This window comes from Reichenbachiella sp. (assembly GCF_039941815.1).
GTDB lineage: Bacteria > Bacteroidota > Bacteroidia > Cytophagales > Cyclobacteriaceae > Reichenbachiella.
On record NZ_JBDVDW010000020.1, the window covers coordinates 23,956 to 42,755 of the forward strand.

The 18,800-nt window shown below is 42.5% G+C and carries 17 protein-coding genes; 5 read left to right on the top strand and 12 right to left on the bottom strand.

The window, feature by feature from the left end; translation table 11 throughout:
• Positions 1–2: 2 nt before the first annotated feature.
• The 4 genes from ABJF11_RS02905 to ABJF11_RS02920 form a co-directional block, all read right to left on the bottom strand.
• On the bottom strand, positions 3–746 hold the full coding sequence (locus ABJF11_RS02905; protein ID WP_348117943.1) for a LytTR family DNA-binding domain-containing protein: 744 nt from the start codon (positions 744–746) through the stop codon (positions 3–5).
• A gap of 3 nt (positions 747–749) precedes the next feature.
• Positions 750–1,811: a histidine kinase gene (locus ABJF11_RS02910; RefSeq protein WP_348117944.1), complete on the bottom strand. Its 1,062-nt coding sequence runs from the start codon at positions 1,809–1,811 to the stop codon at positions 750–752.
• 9 nt (positions 1,812–1,820) lie between these two features.
• Positions 1,821–2,534: a LiaF domain-containing protein gene (locus tag ABJF11_RS02915; RefSeq protein ID WP_348117945.1), complete on the bottom strand. Its 714-nt coding sequence runs from the start codon at positions 2,532–2,534 to the stop codon at positions 1,821–1,823.
• 175 nt (positions 2,535–2,709) lie between these two features.
• A complete protein-coding gene (locus tag ABJF11_RS02920; protein ID WP_348117946.1) occupies positions 2,710–3,480 on the bottom strand; it encodes a DUF5668 domain-containing protein in 771 nt (256 codons plus the stop codon).
• A 213-nt stretch (positions 3,481–3,693) separates the two neighbouring features.
• Here ABJF11_RS02920 and ABJF11_RS02925 point away from each other — a divergent pair, with 213 nt between their 5' ends.
• The gene (locus ABJF11_RS02925; RefSeq protein ID WP_348117947.1) at positions 3,694–4,818 is read left to right on the top strand and encodes a hypothetical protein; all 1,125 of its coding nucleotides are present in this window, start codon (positions 3,694–3,696) and stop codon (positions 4,816–4,818) included.
• Positions 4,819–4,853: 35 nt separating this feature from the next.
• On the opposite strand, the gene ABJF11_RS02930 is transcribed toward ABJF11_RS02925, so the two are convergent.
• The 6 genes from ABJF11_RS02930 to ABJF11_RS02955 all read right to left on the bottom strand — a co-directional run bounded on the left by ABJF11_RS02930 (position 4,854) and on the right by ABJF11_RS02955 (position 12,106).
• The gene (locus ABJF11_RS02930) at positions 4,854–5,339 is read right to left on the bottom strand and encodes a YfiR family protein (RefSeq protein ID WP_348117948.1); all 486 of its coding nucleotides are present in this window, start codon (positions 5,337–5,339) and stop codon (positions 4,854–4,856) included.
• 107 nt (positions 5,340–5,446) lie between these two features.
• On the bottom strand, positions 5,447–6,040 hold the full coding sequence (locus ABJF11_RS02935) for a hypothetical protein (protein ID WP_348117949.1): 594 nt from the start codon (positions 6,038–6,040) through the stop codon (positions 5,447–5,449).
• A gap of 105 nt (positions 6,041–6,145) precedes the next feature.
• Positions 6,146–8,320, bottom strand: a complete 2,175-nt coding sequence (locus tag ABJF11_RS02940) for a methyl-accepting chemotaxis protein (protein ID WP_348117950.1) — start codon at positions 8,318–8,320, stop codon at positions 6,146–6,148.
• Positions 8,321–8,567: 247 nt separating this feature from the next.
• Positions 8,568–8,939, bottom strand: coding sequence for a nuclear transport factor 2 family protein (locus ABJF11_RS02945; RefSeq protein ID WP_348117951.1), 372 nt, complete (start codon positions 8,937–8,939; stop codon positions 8,568–8,570).
• Positions 8,940–9,044: 105 nt separating this feature from the next.
• A complete protein-coding gene (locus ABJF11_RS02950) occupies positions 9,045–10,436 on the bottom strand; it encodes an aldehyde dehydrogenase family protein (RefSeq protein ID WP_348117952.1) in 1,392 nt (463 codons plus the stop codon).
• 26 nt (positions 10,437–10,462) lie between these two features.
• The gene (locus ABJF11_RS02955) at positions 10,463–12,106 is read right to left on the bottom strand and encodes an acetolactate synthase large subunit (RefSeq protein ID WP_348117954.1); all 1,644 of its coding nucleotides are present in this window, start codon (positions 12,104–12,106) and stop codon (positions 10,463–10,465) included.
• Positions 12,107–12,234: 128 nt separating this feature from the next.
• On the opposite strand from ABJF11_RS02955, the gene ABJF11_RS02960 reads away from it, so the two are divergent.
• Entirely contained in the window at positions 12,235–13,077 is an 843-nt protein-coding gene (locus ABJF11_RS02960; RefSeq protein WP_348117955.1) for a sterol desaturase family protein, read from the top strand.
• Here the strand turns inward: ABJF11_RS02960 and ABJF11_RS02965 are convergent.
• The gene (locus tag ABJF11_RS02965) at positions 13,057–14,331 is read right to left on the bottom strand and encodes a type IX secretion system plug protein domain-containing protein (RefSeq protein WP_348117957.1); all 1,275 of its coding nucleotides are present in this window, start codon (positions 14,329–14,331) and stop codon (positions 13,057–13,059) included. The two genes, ABJF11_RS02960 and ABJF11_RS02965, sit on opposite strands and share 21 nt — an antisense overlap.
• Positions 14,332–14,463: 132 nt before the next feature.
• Between ABJF11_RS02965 and ABJF11_RS02970 the strand changes: the two genes are divergently transcribed.
• The 3 genes from ABJF11_RS02970 to ABJF11_RS02980 are packed head-to-tail and all read left to right on the top strand — an operon-like array spanning position 14,464 to position 17,621.
• The gene (locus ABJF11_RS02970; RefSeq protein ID WP_348117958.1) at positions 14,464–15,012 is read left to right on the top strand and encodes an RNA polymerase sigma factor; all 549 of its coding nucleotides are present in this window, start codon (positions 14,464–14,466) and stop codon (positions 15,010–15,012) included.
• Positions 14,999–16,342 (top strand): hypothetical protein, encoded by a 1,344-nt coding sequence (locus ABJF11_RS02975; RefSeq protein WP_348117959.1) that lies wholly within the window; start codon positions 14,999–15,001, stop codon positions 16,340–16,342. Before ABJF11_RS02970 ends, ABJF11_RS02975 begins: the two co-directional genes overlap by 14 nt.
• Positions 16,343–16,352: 10 nt before the next feature.
• Positions 16,353–17,621, top strand: coding sequence for a hypothetical protein (locus ABJF11_RS02980; protein WP_348117960.1), 1,269 nt, complete (start codon positions 16,353–16,355; stop codon positions 17,619–17,621).
• Positions 17,622–17,789: 168 nt separating this feature from the next.
• Here the strand turns inward: ABJF11_RS02980 and ABJF11_RS02985 are convergent, their stop codons facing one another.
• Positions 17,790–18,782 carry an SUMF1/EgtB/PvdO family nonheme iron enzyme gene (locus ABJF11_RS02985; protein WP_348117962.1) on the bottom strand — a complete coding sequence of 331 codons (993 nt, stop codon included), beginning with the start codon at positions 18,780–18,782 and terminating at the stop codon, positions 17,790–17,792.
• Positions 18,783–18,800 lie beyond the last annotated feature (18 nt).

Here is an 18,800-nt window from a genome sequence, read left to right on the forward strand (position 1 = left end):
GTCTACCAGCCCAGCAGCTCCTTAAGTTTGGCAAAGCCAGTAGCACTTACAACTACTTCATCACCGTTTTTGAGTATTGCCAGGTGAGTCTCTTTCCCGTATTTATCGATTTTATCAATCTGAGCAACCTGTACAATAGACGACCGATGCACACGAACGAATTTTTTTGGATCCAGCACCTGTTCTAAATGTTTCATGGTCTGTTTTTTCAGATGTTTGCCCTTGGCTGTGATTATTTCTGAATAATCATCTTGTGCCGCTATTCGGATTATGTCCTCTGCGGGGATGATGTCTATTTTTGCACCATCTTTGACCACCACCCGGTGCGATGGCTCTTGTAGATATTCTTGGACTAACGATTCTGTTGGGAGAGGGGCAGGCCTGGTCCCAATCAGCTTACGTGCTTTTTCCAATCCATCTTCGAATCGCTCCTTATTGAAAGGCTTGAGCAGATAGTCTGCCGCATGCAGCTCAAACGCTTTTAGTGCATACTGATCATAGGCCGTAGAAAATATAATCACGGGCGGCTGATCGATCAGTTCGAGCAATTCGAAGCCAGTAAGTTTAGGCATTTGAATATCTAGAAATATCAAATCCGGCTGCTCGTTTTGAATCAGCTTCAAACCGTCAAAGCCATTTTCGGCTTCACCTACAAATTCGAAATCAGTATGGTGTTTCAGAAAGTGTTTGATTACCTCTCGGGCAGGAGGCTCGTCGTCGATGATGATTACTCTATATGCACACATACTTTACTGGGGGTTGTCTTGCGGTATTGTTAGATGTACTCTAAATTGGTTTTCTTCTTTGGTTGTTTCAAGCAGATCTACACTTTCGTAAATCAGTTGTAACCTCTCTTTTACGTTCTTTAGACCTATACCTTTGCCTTTTTTCGCAACTCCATCCGCTTCAAAACTGTTGACAATTCTAATCTCCAGACGCTGGTCTGCATAGGAGAGATTTACAGCTATTGTGCTGGTGGTTGTGCTTTCATAGACTCCATGTTTGATAGCGTTTTCTATCAAAGGTTGCAGTATCAGGTTAGGGACTTTCACATGAGCTGGTATTTGGTCAATACCTTCAAATTTGACTTCAAGTTTTTGACCGAATCTAAGTTTTTCGATTTCTAAATATAACTGGATAGATTCCAACTCCTTATCCAGCAGCACTAGTTCTGTCTCCGCATGGCCGATCGTATAGCGCAAAAATGAGGAGAGTTTTACGATCATTTCATGAGCATCTTCGGGTCTGGTAAGTGTCAGGGAGCTGATCGAATTGAGACTGTTGAATATGAAGTGTGGGTTGATCTGTGCCTTGAGCATACTGAGCTCTGTCTCTTTCAGTGTAGACTGCATCTCAATCTCTCGGATCTGCTTTTCCTTATAGTTTTGATAGAAAATCAATAGGTAATAAACCAAGGAGATTAGCAGATAATAGACGATTCCCAGCACTATCCGCCACCAAAGATCTTGAATCGGAATTTGACGTATTGAAGACGCCTTGTCAAGCAGTAAAGCGGTGAGGTAATAACTTCCAGCGAGCCACAAAAAGATCAATAGGGCAGCTGCCGCCAGATGACTGCTCAGAGCATTCCACAGATTTCCCGTTTCTAATCCTGTAAACCGTACAATGAACCAGATGCCAAGCCCAACGATAGAGAAGCCAAAACAGTAGATAATAGATTCTGTCAAAGCATGAGACCAAAAGATATCTTGCGTCGAGCGCAAAAGTAGGGTTTGAATGAGCGTAAGCATGACCCAGAATAGAAAGTAGGCCAGCAGATGGTCTCTATTTTTCAGGATGGGGTTGACCATTTTCTCGGATTAGTAGTTTTTAATCTCACCTCCACCAAAGAGTACAAAACCCTTGATTCGTAGCTGTTTTTTAGTAGCATCAGCTTCCGCTGGTTTTAGATGCTTGCGCTTGTCGCTAATTGCCCCAAATAGGGCTGTCACCTCTACTTGCACCTCCCAGTCAGAGGGAATAATAAAAGTAAATCCGCCGAAGATCGCAAACACATCAAGTACGTGAATGCCTTCTGCTAATTTGGATCCACTCATGTCATAGCTAGCGCCTCCGAAGATCGCGGTCGTACTTCCACCTTTAAAATTTTGGGATTGCACCTTTACTTCACCTCCACCCATTAAGTTGGAATCGTTGAGATAATCAAAAGATTGGCCTGTAGTTTTTCTTTTAAAATCAATAGTCTTCTTTTTGAGTAGGATATATCCTGTAGTGATCATCATCAACGGCCAAAAGATTCTACTCATCCCTATGTTGACATGATACTCCTGCCAGACAAAGGTGGCAAGGATGAAATATGAGGCAATACCTATCATAATGATTCCGGGCATCTTATTGGGCTTGGTCGCAAATAAAATGATGCCTATTACCAATAATACTCCTTTCCAGTTGGCTACCAAATTATGAATGGTATATGGTAGGAGATCGAAATTGATCAATAAGAATAGCCCTCCTAAAATGACCATGAGTAGGCCTATGGCGTTGGATCTATCTTCTACTTTGAAATGTCTCATGATTATTTTGGATTCTGGTTTACAAGATACATCTAGTTCTTATGATTTTGAAATGATCCACAATTACCTTGGTGGGTGATTGTGTGATGTGCTACCAGTTGCGAGCTCACCCTGATCGAAAAGCATATGCCTTCGGACAGGGTGAGTGAGTAGCCTCTTATTCTGAGTTTGTTTTTTATACGTAGTTTTTCACTTCACCACCTCCAAAGAGGACCGTACCCTTGATCAGTAGCTCCTTGGTATTATCAGTCTGAGTGCCGGCGAGTACTTTTCTACTGTCACTAAAACCGCCAAATATGGAGGTGACTTCTATACGCACATTCCAATCTGGGGGTACAATAAATGTAGCTCCACCGAATAGCACCATGAGGTCTATTTTCTGAGTGCCTTCTGCTAATTGCGCTGCGCTTAGGTCATAAGTGCCGCCGCCCATGACAGTAGTAACCTTGCCGCCCTTGAAGTTTTGTGAGGTTACTGTCCGATCGTCTCCACAGAGCGCGGCCGTTACGTTGATGTGGTCTCCGTCACTTGGTACGTCTTTGTTGTCTTCGTCTACTTCTATGACATGCACACCTATCAGTGGCGATTTACTTCTTCTATTAAGTATGATTAGTCCGATTACGATAAGTAGTATTGGCCAAAACATTTTTCTGGTATCATACCAGTGCCAGTTAAATTCATATGAAAGCACCTCTGACATAATGAAAAATCCGCCTACAGCCATGAGTATTATGCCGGGACTCTTATTGTCTTTGGTAGAAAGTAGGATGGCACCTACAACTATCATTATTCCTTTCCAGTTGAATAAGTAATATGAAATTTCGTAAGGAATAATATCCAAATTATCCAGCAAAAACAAGCCGCCGAGTGCAATGAGCACGATTCCTAGTGCGCTTGATCTGGATTGACTTGATGGGTTTGATTTTTTTTCTGATCGTCTTGACATGGTCGTATGAGTTATTGATTTATGATACAATTCTACGCGGTGTATTCCAATTAGTATAGTACAAATCGGTAAAGCCGGAGATATTGTCGGTAAACCCGGAAAATGAAATTGCAGATTGAGCCTTTTAAAATTGAGCGAACAGATCTCGAATACCAGAAAAGCTAAGGGAAATTCGACAGTTGTGTGTTTCTATCTCACACCACTCGATTAATTATGAAATTTTTTGACCGCCTTATAGCATCCATTCTACTTATCACTGTCTGTCTACCCCTTGCAACTGAAGCGCAACCCACAGGTCCTCCGGGGTTCGAAAAAATCTATAGTCAAAGATTAGATGAATCTCACAATGCATTTGACTTTTGGCTTGGAAACTGGGAAGTCACCTGGCAAAGATGGATTGGAAAGGATAGTTATCAAGCCACCAATATCAGCCAGCATAGAGTTTTCGCTGCCTTGGATGGTAAGGCACTGATCGAGCTGGCCTACGAAGACTCGATAGTGTTGGACAGCAAGACTGCCGGATTTAGTATTAGATACTTTGATGATAAACTGCAAAAATGGGTCATGTTTCAATGCTGGCCAGGCAAAAACAGGGTGAGTTTCTCTTCACTGCAGGGCACACATCATCACAAAAGAATTCAACTTTATCGCCAGGGGAAACTGAGACGTCCATTATTTGGGGTTCCGGCTGGTACTACCTACGACAATCGTTATACCTTTTCTGATGCTCACCCAGATTCATTTCGATGGGAAAGTAGTGTTTCGCTCGATATGATGCGTACTTGGGCCACTCTGAATATAGCCGAAGGAAACCGACTGACTGATTTTGATGCTTTGGTAGATGATCAAAAACAATGGTTTACTCAAGGTGATAGTTATGATTGTGGTGATAGCTTACTTGCTCCTTTGGCACCATACTTGGGTACTTGGACAGGTGAGCTCACGTACATTGAGGGTAAAAAGAAAACCAAATATAAAACCGAACGAGTCCTCAAACCATTTTTAAGTGGTTGTGCTGCTTTGGGCTATCAAATCAATTACATCGGTGGCGAGATTCGCAAGGAGATCATATTTGTTAGTCCATTGACTGATTCAGACCAGTGGGTATTTTACACCCTCAACAATCAAATGGGAGAAAGCCATAAGACTTTTTTCGCAGATAACATGGGAAAGGAAACCCTATTCACAAAAAAGGATACTTTGGGAGTGACCAGCTCCGGGTCATTGAATTCCTTCAGTTGGAAGGCATCCAAGCCCAATAAACAAATTATTAAAGGAGATATTCCTGAAAAGGATTGGGCTTTTCAATTGCAGTTAGTCAGGCAGGAAGAGGACTAAGCACCTATCGCAAGGCTTCAAAAATTTTGAATGATTTATAGAGTTTCGGCAAGAGACGCTAGCCTTTTACTCGGAATCATGCCTTTGATCTTGATAGATTCTTCATTCATAATATATCTCAACTTTCCTTCCGAAACATACACGACGGCATTGGCACCTTTCTGAATATGATTTCTATCTTCACTGACCAGCAGGATACTTTTTTGATATAGACTGGCAAATAGTGGTTTGATCAATCCGCCTTGAGCCTCCGACAAGTAGACCAAATGGCACTTGCTTGCGTCGTCTGTATTTTCCAATTTGATTACTTCCAAATTATCCTTTCTACCAGCAAACCTCACGAGCTCATTATAAATGGTGGAGTTGCCCAGCACACCTACAGTAATTTTTGCAGGGCTGTCAGGCCAAACGATATATTCTGTAAACTTATAGATAAGCAGCGCTTTGAATTTGTCCATGTCGTTTGCCTGTGCACTCACAGTCAAAGTCATACATAAGGTGGCAACTATTATTGATTTCATATCAGAAGGATTGATTTTGATCACAAGGCTTAATTAGAAACTTGAGAATGCAAAGATCAATAGCCTGAGAGCAGCAATCAATAGTGTATTCACTGATTTGACTAGGGTTAATGCGTAAATTTCATGTTGCGCATAAACCATAATGTGATGCCCTCACTTTTATAATCCCAGGTGTGATATACTTCAAAACCATACCGCTCATAGACTCGCTTATTTTTGGCAATCGAGGTTTCGAGATATATCGGTAATTGCTGCGATTCTGCCATACCAAAAACGTGTTTTTGTAGTTCGTACGCCGCTCCTTTTCCTTTCCCTTCCTGGCTTACGCCAAAAAACCAAAAGTAGAGGTAGCGGCCATCGGCGGGTCTTTTCTTTTTTACATAAATATCCCTTCTCAATACCTTACCAATTCTTTCAATGCCTATTGCGCTAAATGCCAGAACGGCCTGATTCCAGTAATCAATTAACGTGTCTTTGTGATTATTCAGTTGGTAACAGACGGCCACACCCTGGCGATCTGAAGATAGAAAAATACCATTTTTCCTAAGCGAGGTTCGGAATACAAATCGAGCTAAGGCACGCATGCGCTGTGGCTCTTTGTGATCATTTTTGATTACAGATAATACGCTTGGATTGGTAGGGAATGAATCAGCGATTATATCTATGACGACTCCCTCGTCAGCTTTCGTGGCTCTTTGCATGTTGGTGTTGGTCTAGCAGAGCCAAAATAAGCGATGTGTAGCGAAGCTTGCAAATCTTTCATCAATCGATACTCGATTATTGCCATTTCCACATGGGATAATACCTTAGGAAACTAACTCTTCCTGTCTCTCCTGCCTGGCTAGTGTAAATTTGCTCATTCGCTCCTTTAGCTCTGTGGCTACATGGGTAAGCTGCTGAGACTTTTGATTGTAATTGTCCATTCCAGAGGACAATTCAGTAGCAGAACTGGCGACTTCTTCTGTGCCTGCTGCTGTTTGCTCAGCAATCACCACTACAGATTCTGTAATACTTACTATCTGGCCAATATCTGCTTGTTGAGACTGTGTTGCGTTTACTATTTCCTCCGAGTAGGAGAGTGTACGGCTGGTAGAATCTGCTATTTCCTTGAATACCTCAGAAGCTTCGTAAGACGCCTGCCCGCCTGACTTCACGCTAGTATTCATGGTTTCGATTACTTCGGCAGCTTTTTCAGTATCCTTCTGTACATCGGCTACAAGTGTTTCTATTTCTCGTGCTGAGCTTCGTGAATCCTCGGCCAGCTTCCTGATTTCTTCTGCCACTACGGCAAACCCACGTCCGGCATCGCCGGCCTGTGCGGCTTCAATGGCAGCGTTCAGTGCTAGTAAATTGGTCTGAGAGGCGATTTCTGTGATCACACCCAGCACTCTGGTAATCTCCTCTGATCGTTGTGTCAGTACCTTGATAGAGTCGTGCGTTTTCACTGAATAGATAAGAATCTCCTCCATACTGTTGGCGACATTGCCGACCATATCCTTACCTTTTTTGCTGCTTTCAACGCCAGATTTCGCCGCATCATTGATGTTGGAAGCTGTACTTCCCATTTCATTGGAAGAGTTTCTAATTCCTTCCACCAGATTGGACGTCTCATCGACTTTTACTACTTGATTTTGAGCACCAGTACTCATTTGCCCTATAGCGGAAGCTATCTCTCCAGTGTTGGATGACATTTCCTCACTGGCATTTAGCATTTCTGTAGCTGCTTCTTCTACCACATCAGTACTCCGCGTAATTTGCATGAGCAGATCATTCAGATTAGAAGTCGCTTTATTGAGATTGCTTACCAAGGTGTAGATATCGCCTTTCGAGTCAAGTTCATACTTATGGGTAAGGTTGCCCTGAGCCATTGCGGTTACGATCTTGTTGACCTCCAGAATAGGGGTCGCGATTGAATGTAGCAGATGATTGATTGCCTCACTTAGTTCAAGCCAGGCACCTTCTTTATTGTCAATAGCGATGCGCGCATCAAGCCTGCCATCTTCTCCCGCAGTTTTTACCACTTCGTTGGTTTCACTGATTACCTTTTTCAAATTGTTTCTCATAGAAAGCAAGGCATGTCCAAGTACATCATCTTCACTGAGCGCCCGAAAGTGTGCTTCGAGATTTCCTTTTCCGATTTCACTGGCAAATTCAGAAGAAGATTTGAATCCCTGGATCAAGGAATTGATACCGTGACTCATCTCGCCAATTTCGTCCTTGTTCATTTTGGTAATGGCCTCGGGAGTGTCACCTCTTCTGAGCTGAGAAATTTTCTCCTGGAGTACTTTTATCGGCTTTGTGATGTTGCCGCTGAGCCAGTTGGAGATGATAAACCCAAAAATAGCACCAGCAATACCGAGTATCATGATCGCCAATCCCAAGTCTGAAAATGACTCCTCCATATCAGCACTGATGGTGTTGGTTTCGTTGGATTTAGCTAAAATCATGGCGTCTACTTTTTCTATGAGTTCGTCGCAAACTGGGATGATGTCGCTTTCTACCAGATCTTCAGACAAGAATAGACTCATGGCATCCTCGTAGTCTAATACAGTGCCCAACCGATTCATTATGTCTTGCTGATTCTCCAATACCTTATCAAACGAGGCCAAGATGCTGTTGATCAGTTCTGCTTCCTCTGGATGTGTAGTTTTGACTATCGTTTGAAGTTTTTTCTTAAGCGCAGGATAGGATTGCTTATGGATGGTTTTCAGTTTCTCCTTGTCTTTTTGATAGCGACTGACATAGACCCAGTTGGTAGAATATGCCTTGCTATCCTTGATCAGATTTCTGAGTTCACTATAAGTATTGAGCGTTGGAGAGACATCCTTGGAAACTTTGTTGAGCAGCGAAATACTTTCACGCAGAGTATACGATGTGTAGAGACCGCTTAATAGAATTACACCAATCAGTACATGGAAACTCATGCGAATTTTGCGACCGATTAAAAAATTGAATTTAATGAGGCGTTTGAGCTCAATCATTTGTTTTGCTTCTCTAAGATGGAAAAGCCTAAAAAGACACGACCATCGGATGATATTTAATGCTGAAAATTCACTATTGGAACATCAACTTTTGAATTCCACAAAATTAGGTAGGAGGAGGGGAGTAAGGCAATAAGCGGAACTACTCAATTTGTGCGTAGGAGAATATACGGATAGGAGGAGGAGGCATGGGTTCATTCTACAGTCCGGCGGTGTATTGCACCGCCGGACTGTAGAATAATAGTCATCAACCTTGTGGAGCAGGCGTATAAAAGAATTGTTCTTTTACAATTTTTCCATCAGCCACTTCATAGACACATACTTCTTCCATGGTGATTTTACCCATTCCAATAAAATCGGCTTCCATGAAAGTGGTCAGCGTAAAAAAACGGTCCGCCACCAAAGGTTCTGAAATCTTGACGCTGTGTACCTTTTCTATCATTTTGTCGAAGTCTTCGCCTTTCTTTTTGATTGCTTCAAGGCCTTCTGTTCGTTCGTTGGGTGCTCCGGCCGGTTCCAGACTCACTGCATTTTCGGCATACAGTGCTTCTTGAGCTCCAGACCAATTTCCTTCTCTGCAGTAAGCCGCCAGTTTCTCAGCAATTTCGTTGATATTCATAATTCATGGTGTTTGTTTTGAAATTGATCCTACGATTACAATCACTCAGAGATACAAAAACTGATTTTATTTTAAAGATTTGTTTTGAATGGTCAATCAATCCAACTAGAGTACATCACTTTTGATCACCATTAGCTTTTCTCGACTCATATCGTGCATAGAATGTGGGATACTCCCCAGACCGAGTCCTGATGAGTCACGACCACCGAACGGCATCCAATCCACTCTGAACGCCGTGTGATCATTGACCATGACGGCCGTGGAGTTGAGTTTTTTGACCGTGTCCAAAGCTACATCGATGTTTTTGGTGAATACCGACGACTGAAATGCGAAATCTAAGGCATTGGCTCGATCAATCGCTTCATGTCTGTCGGTATAACTATACAGACAAACGACTGGCCCAAATATCTCTTGAGTAGAGACTCTACAATCTTCTGTGGGATTTAGCAACAACGTGGGCTCGTAAAAGAAGTCTGAAATCTTCTTGCCTCCGCACACAACTTTGGCTCCTTTTGCCTTGGCCTCTTCTACCCACTCGTGTACGCGATCTACCTCCTTGGGTAAGATCAGAGGACCTACTTCGGTAGTTTTGTCGAGTGGATCGCCACTTTTCAGTGCTCGTACCTGAGTATCCATTTTTTCTACTATATCATCGATGATAGATTCATGCGCATACACGCGTTGTACTGATACGCAGACCTGTCCCGAATGATAAAACCCTCCTTTGACCAATGCCGGTATCATCGACTTGATATCGGCGTCGGGTTCGATGATCACAGGTGCTGCTCCTCCGTGCTCCAATGCACACCGGGTGCCGGGAGAGAGTTTCGATCGCAAGTACCAACCGACTTTTGCAGATCCGATAAATGAGAAGAAGTTTACTTTTGGACTAGTGACCAACTGTTCGGCGACATCATTGTCACAAGGCATCGCTGTGCACCAACCAGCAGGTAATCCTGCAGATTCAAATATTTCAACGAGCAGCAGACAAGTGAGTGGGGTGGTAGGCGCCGGTTTGATAATCACGGGACTGCCTACAGCTATGGCTGGGATGGTCTGATGGATGATCAGGTTGATCGGGTGATTGAAGGCACTGACCGATGCGACCACACCTATTGGCTCTCGCATCGTATAGGCCATCCGGTTGGCTGACGAAGCAGTATGACCCATTGCCACTTCTTCACCTTTCATATGGCCTATATTTTCAACGGCAAGCTTTACCCCGTTGATGGCACGTTTCATTTCTACTTCTGTATCCATCCAGGGCTTGCCACCTTCCTGAGCGGAAATTTGGATGATTTCATCTGCTCTTTCTTCCATTAGAAAGACGATGTTTTCCAATATTTCTACCCGCTTGTATTTTGGTAACCATTGCGACTGATCTAGAAATAAGGCGTGAGCACGATCTATGGCTTCTGTCATTTCCTGGCTTGTAGCCAAAGGTATTTCTTTGATTAACTCTTGGTTAAAAGGGGCTTTTACTTCTAATGTTGACATTGCGAATGTTTAATAAAGTTGCTGAATTAAAGGGCTTCTGCCTGCTCTTTGATTTTCACATTGAGAATAGCATGGTTGAGCGAATAATCTACAGGACAGTCGATTACATGGACGCCGTCGGTATTTAGACATTTCGTCAAGGTGCTGGTAAAGTCATCGTCGCTTGTTATGCGATGACCATGAGCGCCATAACTTTCAGCGTATTTCACAAAATCAGGGTTGCTGTAATCCAGTCCAAAGTTATCGAAGCCCATACCTTCTTGTTTCCATTTGATCATGCCATAGGCATTGTCATTGAGAATGATCACCACGACGTGTAGCTTTTCGCGAACTGCGGTTTCCAACTCTTGAGAATTCATCATGAATCCACCGTCACCGCAGACTGCGATCACTTTTTTATCGGGATGGATCAGTTTGGCAGCCAGGGCAGAGGGCAGTCCTGCACCCATGGTAGCCAATGCATTATCCAGCAATAGAGTATTGGATTCATAACACTTATAGTTTCTGGCAAACCAAATTTTATATACGCCATTGTCTAGGGTCACAATACCATCATCTGGCAAAATCTCTCGGACTTGGTTGACTATCCGCTGAGGTAGCATTGGGTATCTTTCGTCTTGAAAGTACTTGGTGATATGACTTTCTACCTCATCATGCACCTTCGTATAGTAGCTAAAGTCCCAGTGCGACTGCAGGTCAATTTGCCTGGTGATTTGTTCTATAGACTCGGCAATATCTCCTACGACATTGAGCTGTGGGAAATAGACTTGGTCTACTTCGGCAGAAAAGAAATTGATATGTATAACCTTTTTCTTACCATGCTCCATAAAAAATGGCGGTTTTTCTACCACGTCATGTCCCACATTGATGATGAGGTCAGCTTTGTCTATGGCATGGTGGAGATAGTCATCGGATGACAAAGCAGCTGTACCGAGAAACAGATCTTGTCTTTCATCTAGCACACCTTTTCCCATCTGGGTATTGCAAAACGGGATCTTTGTCTCTTCCACAAGCGCTTGCAATGCAGTGCGTGTTCTTTGTCGATTCGCTCCTGCACCAATCAGTAGAAGAGGCATTTTTGACGCTTCGATCATTTTCACTGCTTCCTTTACAGCTTTAATGTCTGGCGAGGGTCTGCGAATAGGAAAAACTTCGAATACTTTTTCATCAGACTCTTCGGCCGCTACGTCTTCTGGTAGCTCTATATGGGCTGCGCCGGGCCTTTCTTCTGAGGCCAAGCGGAAGGCTTCTCGGATGATAGACGGAATATTGTTGCCGCTGACTACCTGTCTGGTATACTTGGTGATGGGACGCATCATATCTACTACATCAAGAATCTGAAACCGTCCTTGTTTACTTTTTTTGATTGGTTTTTGTCCAGTGATCATCAGCATCGGCATAGCGCCCAATTGAGCATAAGCTGCGGGTGTCACCAGATTGGTAGCCCCTGGGCCCAGCGTAGACAGGCATACGCCTGGTTTGCCCGTCAGTCTACCATACGTGGCAGCCATAAACCCAGCGCCTTGCTCGTGACGAGTAAGTATTAGCCTGATCTTAGAGCCCTTTAATGAATTGAGTAAATCAAGATTTTCTTCACCTGGAATACCGAAGATGTATTCTACACCTTCGTTTTCGAGGGCCTGTACAAATAGGTCTGAAGCTTTAGTCATAGTTTAATTTTTTTGGCTATTGAATTTAAGCATTAAGGATGATATCACAAATGCTGGTTTGAAATTAAAGGCTATCAAAGGTGATTAAGTTCATTTTTGTTTAATTTTTAGGATTCAATTCAATTATTATGGAAAAACTTATTGACTTTTTCACTCATGTGCCCATGTGGTTTAGAGCGTCACTCCTGATTGGAGGTTTGATGTTTTTCTGGGTATTGGAAGGTATCATACCGTTGTACAAATTTCAATACAAAAAGGTCAGACACGCCGGGATCAATCTTTTTTTGACGCTGACCACTGTGTTGATTGGATTTGGTATGGCAGCTTTACTTCTGTTGGCGTCAGATACAGTAGCGAATAATAAGTTTGGTTTACTTTATTTGATTGATATGCCGCTTTGGGCTCAGGTAGTAGTTGGTGTATTTCTTTTGGATTTGATCGGCGCTTATTTAATTCATCTGGTAGAGCACAAAGTCAAATGGATGTGGAAATTTCATTTGGTTCATCACTCTGATACTCACATTGATGTGACCTCGGGACTCAGACATCATCCAGGAGAAACCATTTTCAGGATGTTGTTTACCATCATGGCAGTGATCATCATCGGGGCTCCGATGGGCACGATTATGTTATACCAAAGCCTCTCTGTTCTATTTGCACATCTTACACATGTGAATAGTTCTGTTTTTGGAAAATTAGATAAACCTATATCGTATTTGCTGGTTACGCCTAATATGCATAAGGTGCATCATCATTTTACTCAGCCGTGGACGGATACCAACTTTGGCAATATATTCTCTATTTGGGATCGCTTCTTTGGTACTTTTCAATATGTCGAAAATATGGAGGAAGTGAAATTTGGAATTGATACCCATATGAAACCAGAGGAAAACGACAATCTGGGGAATCTTCTGGCTATTCCATTTCAAAAGTACCGCGTACCTCCTGAATCAAAATTCGGTGCTGAATGAGTAGTATCCGACTACCTTGTCGGTCAAATCACTAAATGAACGGTGGTAGACTATGATGTCGTAATTGTTTCTGGTTTGATAAAATGACCCTTCGAAGTAGTATGGGTCTCCATCAGGATCATCCACCCAATAAATGTAATCATAATGCCCTTGCTTCAAGAGTATTTCACAGACGTATGATTGGCTGGTATTATCATACTTCATCCTGGACTGATCTGTTTTGTTATAGTCATTGAATGCACCCAAGACATAGACGGGACTCTGAATCTGAGGTGATTTGATCTCAAATTTGGTCTTTATGTAATCACACTCCAAATAGCTGCCGGCAGCCTCAGTCGATGCTATATAAAAACCACCATTTTTATCCTGTATCTGAGAGTAGGCCTGATGTTTTCTACTCTTTCCAGGATTGACTGATGCTTGTCTCGGATCAGTATCTGGGTTGACGCTGGTTACAAATGCGCCTCTGAAGCTGTAGCTTCGAAGATCGGCCGAACGAAACTCATTCCCGCCTTTAAAATTGTTTTCCAGATTGAAGTGTCGATATTCTAATAAAGATTTCTCACGTCGAATAGCTGTTGGCTGTAGCCCTGTTAGCGCATTGTCCCACCTCTGATTTTGTCGAATTACTATTTTTAATTCTGTTCTGGGGTTGGATACTTTTATGCGACTATGAATTAGGTCGAAGTCGATTTGCTGGTTGAAATCCCTTTCTAATACGCCTGTGGATGTTCGGGTGGTAGGTTGAATACTGATCAGATTATCAAAGACGATAAATCTTCTAGTAAGAAGTATATCTTCTTCATCACCATTTTGATAGACCTGCACTACATAATTTCCATTTGTTTTTACCCGAGGCATCCGGAGCCAATAATTCACAAACAAGGTCTTGGTATTGATTGAATATTCGAAATCACGAAGGTCAAAATTATTGTAGTCATAGAGAAACTCAATATCGTTGAGAACGGACTTGGTCCAGTCTGCATTGCAATGAATTATTTTGGCTTGAACATCGATATATTCTTCTAGCAACAGATCAAACTGCAGGAGTAGATTTTCTACTTGACTACGTGGGACGATGGGAGCACCTAGTTCCTGATTGGCATTGTCAGTGATAGGGTAGAACTGGGTCGTGCCTACGATGGCTGCAAAAGATTTATCCTCATATATAGTCCCTTTTGGCTGTGCTTGCACGTTCGGAATTATTTTTGCAAAGAGAATTATGATGGAAACGAAGTGTAGAGTTGATTTCATAAGTGGTAGTCAAGCTATGTGGTAACGAAAGTAAACTGGAATGATTTCGAATAAAAATATATTTTCTTCCAACCCTTTTCTAAGAATCGGTGTCCTACTCTCGAACCAAGACCAATATTCCTCCTGATTGAAATGGAGATAGACGAAAAGGAACTAATCAAAGGCTGTATAGAAGGGGATAGACTATCTCAGGAGATGCTATACAAGCGGTTTTCCGGGCAGATGTATGCCATTAGTCTGCGGTATACCAAAGCCACACAGGAAGCCGAAGATGTACTTCAGGAATCGTTTATCAAAGTCTTCAGACAAATAAAAAATTACAAAAAGGAGGCGCCATTGGTTTTTTGGATCAAAAGAATTGTGATCAATACGGCCCTGAATGCACAACGTAGCAAGCTGTACTTATATCCAATGGTGGACGTAGATGATCTAAAAGAAAAGGCAGGAGAGCAAAAGGAAGTTTCAGATTATACGATGGACGAATTGATGTCCATGGTCAAAGATCTACCGGCCAGCAGCCAGATTATTTTTAATCTCTATGCCATAGAAGGATATAAGCATCATGAGATAGCAGAAATGCTGGAAATATCAGTAGGAACATCAAAATCTCAATATTCAAGAGCCAAGTTCCTGCTGAGGGAACGGATGAAAGAAAAAAGTAAGCATTATGGAAAAGGCTAACAAGACATTCGAGGAGCAATGGCATCAGGCCTTGGGCCATGCGGAGGTGACACCACCACAGCAGGTTTGGGTGGCGATCGATGGCCAATTAGCCAATGATCAGGCCCGTGATTACAAGAGGCTTTTGATATTTTATAAGTGGGTGGCAGCAGCTTGTATTTTACTTTTTGTGCTTGGCACCGTGCTTTTCTGGCAGAATGGAAATTCTTCTTTGGACTCTGAAATTGCCGATGCAGAGATCAAATCAAATTCTAATTCTTCGAACTCTAACGAAACGATTGCTCAGAAATCGACCGGTGTCATTGCATTGGATGAAGATGATAATCGTGAAGAAGCAAGTTTATCTCTAGAAAGCGATGCCAAACCGACTCAAGTGAATAATTCTATTGCAGCAGTACCTAACCCATCGAGTAGAGGGTCAGTTGTAGTTGTGGAGTCAATTCCATTGAAAATGGAAGAGATGACCATTGTGAGTTTGCACCCTAAATCAGCCTCAATCCCCTCTACTCTTGAACCGTGGAAGGCAACTCATTTGTATGGAGTAGCCAGAACCTGGGAAGAAGTAGAGCAAGACATGGCATCAAGCCCGCTTTGGGCTGGCGTCAGCTTTTCTGCAGGAAGCTTTGATCCCGGATATGGAGAAAGCTCAGGTAATGATTTGATTCTGTCTGATCAAATAGGCTTCACATCAGAAAGTGCGGTACCGCAACAGAGAACACAGTCCAGACCGACCTACTCTGCCGGGCAATCGGTGGCTGGAGGTTTGAATGTTGGAAAGAAAATAACCAGACGAGTGGTGTTGAGCAGCGGGCTGCATTATAGTGCGTTTAGTACAGGATCAGCATCAAGCCAGTTGGTCTCAGATGAGCTCGACAATCTATATGCGTTAACTGCCGAAACTAGTGATAATAACCTTGAGTCCGCACTTTCAGCAGGCGAATTGAGCTATGAAGGTGAATTGGTGCAACTGACCAATGAATTTCAGTATCTCACCATTCCACTCAAGGCTGGATATGTTTTGCTCGACAGAAAAATCAATATCACGCTCAATACTGGCTTGGCCGGAAACTTTAGAGTGGACAGTAGGCTGGTGGCTGAGGGAGAACCGGGTGGACTCAATAATGACTTTAGTACCGCTGACAGTTATGAACGAGTCTATTTCAATTTTTTAACCAGTGTAGAGTTCGGGTATCTGTTCAAAGAGCACTATCAGTTCTTGCTAGAGCCTAACTACAATCAGGCGCTAAATGATTTTACCAGCTCCAGTAATCCTAATCAGGCTAAACCCAGAAACCTGGGACTTTCGATCGGATTTAGATATAACTTCTAATAAGACTGCTATGAAAACAAAAAATACAGAGTTTAAATCTCAAATTAATGCGGTAGGGAAGCTGATTGCTTCAACACTATTATTTCTGATTATGCTTTCCATCCTTATACAAGGATGTAAGGAGGCATGCGATACAGAGATTTACACGTACTACGAACCGGTATATGCACCAAAGTCAGAAGTAGTGAAAGATGCCTCACTTGAGGAACCGAGGCCAATAGATAGTCCGGGTAAGATCTATTATAAGGATGATTATCTTTTTATCAACGAGGTCGATCAGGGCATTCATGTCATCGATAACCGAGATCGCTCAAACCCTGTATCTGTTGGATTTATTGACTTACCAGGCAACAAAGACCTGGCTGCAGCGGGAGATTTTTTATATGCCGATAATTATACCGATTTAGTCGTACTCGACATCAGCAATAAGTCCAACATCATGGAGGTCAATCGAATTGAGGATGTATTTGACGCCTACTATTATTACTCCGCAGAGATGGGCCTGATTGTAGATTATGTAGAAGTACAAGAAGAAATAGAGGTGGATTGCGGTCCACAAAACTATAGGCATTATTATAACGATGGTTTCGATTTTGCGGCGTTAGAATCAGGAGGAGGGAGCACCGGTATCGGAGGTTCATTGGCAAGATTCACCATCACGGGTGGACATCTGTACACCGTCAATGATTATCAAATGAAACTATTTGACATCGCTATAGCTGACAGTCCGGTGGAAGGCAATACGGTGGATCTGGGCTGGGGTATAGAAACAATATTTCCATATGGAAACAAGCTATTTTTTGGCGCACGCAGCGGAATGCATATCTATGACAATAGTAATCCAGCCGAGCCGACGTACATTTCTACGTTTGAGCACGTCAACACTTGCGATCCTGTAGTCGTGCAAGGTGATTTGGCTTATGTCACTCTTAGATCAGGTACCGAGTGTGAGACCTTTACCAATCAGTTGGATGTGATCGATATATCTGATGCGACCAACCCGGAGCTATTGATTACTCACGATATGCAAAATCCACATGGGCTAGGCATCTATGGTGATTGCCTGTTTATCGCGGAAGGGCAGTATGGGCTAAAAGTCTTCAATGCTAAGGACCCCAATCTGATAGGAGAACGATTGATGGCTCATCATCAAAATGTGCACGCACTAGATGTGATTCCCTTAGAAGACGTGCTTTTCATGATTGGAGAGGATGGATTGCATCAGTACACATACGATTGTGAAAATAGGTTTGATTATCTGAGCACAGTGATTTTTTAGCTCAAGTAGGTGCTTAAATGGAGTTTTAGCTTTTAGGAAATTAGAGATTGTACCGAATTTGAGTTCTGTACTTTCAATGTAAGATTACGGTTTATTTGATTAGTATGAGGCTGTCTCAAAAGGGCAGTCTCTTTTTAATTAATGAATAAAAACTCACCGATGAGCCAATTATTTTATCACCTCCACCAGGCATCTAAACCCAACGTCTGTTTTGTAGGATTGCAATGGGTCTTCTTCGAAGATATCTTCCTCCGTGTTAAGTGTTTGGAAACTTCCACCAATGGCATACCCTTCCTGAACCATTTCTTTCACATTGCCATACATATTATAAAAACCCCTTTCATTCGGTTCAAAGCTGTAGACATACTGAGGTATTTCGATGGGTATACCGCCGCCGTCATATTTCAGATTTACATTATATCCTAGAAAAGAAGACTTGTCTATGGCTGCCTCAGTGGTGAATCGGCCTTTGACCATATCTTCTATCAAAAACTGCTTTCCCTTTTTGCTTATGGGGTGAGTTGTTATTTCTATTTCATCGATGTGAGACCCAGCGGCGATTAGCCATTCTTCTTTACTAGGAAGTCGCCCCGAAAATTTATATTTATTGGGCTCATCTATCAGCATTTCTTTCAGTCCTTCATTGAGTTTTTCTGCCCTCCACCTGCAGTAGGTCTCTGCTGTTTTTAAATCTACAGCCAGCACCGGAAAAAACGAGAACTCGGAATTTTTGTAGTAGTTGAGGACATATTTATTTTCTTGCTTAGGTAAATATGTGCGGTCTTTGTATCGACCAGAGTCCTTTACCATAAAGAATAGAAATTCCTCAAAATGAATATTGGCTAATTCTGTTTGGTCCAGAAATTTACCTTTTGCTATAGGCAAGGTGCCAGGAGGTACAATATAGCGCTGATTGTAGAGCTCAGAGTTGCTGTAGTCTGAATCTCTCCATGGATCGTATTTACCGTAGTAGAACGCTGATTTTTCAGAGAATTTATTCGCTACATAAACTTGCATCAAATCTCTTGCCTGATCTGAATGATAAGTATAGATAGGAATGCCCGTCCGCTCGCTGCAGCAGCCCGGCGCAAAGCTTACGGGGTGTAAATCCTGGGCTATCGACAAAAGGGGACAAAGTAGAAAAAGAAGAATAATTTTCATGGGACAATAATAATAGTT

What these genes read in the sequence shown, in the direction of transcription:
- ABJF11_RS02905 (WP_348117943.1), bottom strand. Translation starts at nt 746, where the DNA reads ATGTGTGCATATAGAGTAATCATCATCGACGACGAGCCTCCTGCCCGA.
- ABJF11_RS02910 (WP_348117944.1), bottom strand. Translation starts at nt 1,811, where the DNA reads ATGGTCAACCCCATCCTGAAAAATAGAGACCATCTGCTGGCCTACTTT.
- ABJF11_RS02915 (WP_348117945.1), bottom strand. Translation starts at nt 2,534, where the DNA reads ATGAGACATTTCAAAGTAGAAGATAGATCCAACGCCATAGGCCTACTC.
- ABJF11_RS02920 (WP_348117946.1), bottom strand. Translation starts at nt 3,480, where the DNA reads ATGTCAAGACGATCAGAAAAAAAATCAAACCCATCAAGTCAATCCAGA.
- ABJF11_RS02925 (WP_348117947.1), top strand. Translation starts at nt 3,694, where the DNA reads ATGAAATTTTTTGACCGCCTTATAGCATCCATTCTACTTATCACTGTC.
- ABJF11_RS02930 (WP_348117948.1), bottom strand. Translation starts at nt 5,339, where the DNA reads ATGAAATCAATAATAGTTGCCACCTTATGTATGACTTTGACTGTGAGT.
- ABJF11_RS02935 (WP_348117949.1), bottom strand. Translation starts at nt 6,040, where the DNA reads ATGCAAAGAGCCACGAAAGCTGACGAGGGAGTCGTCATAGATATAATC.
- ABJF11_RS02940 (WP_348117950.1), bottom strand. Translation starts at nt 8,320, where the DNA reads ATGATTGAGCTCAAACGCCTCATTAAATTCAATTTTTTAATCGGTCGC.
- ABJF11_RS02945 (WP_348117951.1), bottom strand. Translation starts at nt 8,939, where the DNA reads ATGAATATCAACGAAATTGCTGAGAAACTGGCGGCTTACTGCAGAGAA.
- ABJF11_RS02950 (WP_348117952.1), bottom strand. Translation starts at nt 10,436, where the DNA reads ATGTCAACATTAGAAGTAAAAGCCCCTTTTAACCAAGAGTTAATCAAA.
- ABJF11_RS02955 (WP_348117954.1), bottom strand. Translation starts at nt 12,106, where the DNA reads ATGACTAAAGCTTCAGACCTATTTGTACAGGCCCTCGAAAACGAAGGT.
- ABJF11_RS02960 (WP_348117955.1), top strand. Translation starts at nt 12,235, where the DNA reads ATGGAAAAACTTATTGACTTTTTCACTCATGTGCCCATGTGGTTTAGA.
- ABJF11_RS02965 (WP_348117957.1), bottom strand. Translation starts at nt 14,331, where the DNA reads ATGAAATCAACTCTACACTTCGTTTCCATCATAATTCTCTTTGCAAAA.
- ABJF11_RS02970 (WP_348117958.1), top strand. Translation starts at nt 14,464, where the DNA reads ATGGAGATAGACGAAAAGGAACTAATCAAAGGCTGTATAGAAGGGGAT.
- ABJF11_RS02975 (WP_348117959.1), top strand. Translation starts at nt 14,999, where the DNA reads ATGGAAAAGGCTAACAAGACATTCGAGGAGCAATGGCATCAGGCCTTG.
- ABJF11_RS02980 (WP_348117960.1), top strand. Translation starts at nt 16,353, where the DNA reads ATGAAAACAAAAAATACAGAGTTTAAATCTCAAATTAATGCGGTAGGG.
- ABJF11_RS02985 (WP_348117962.1), bottom strand. Translation starts at nt 18,782, where the DNA reads ATGAAAATTATTCTTCTTTTTCTACTTTGTCCCCTTTTGTCGATAGCC.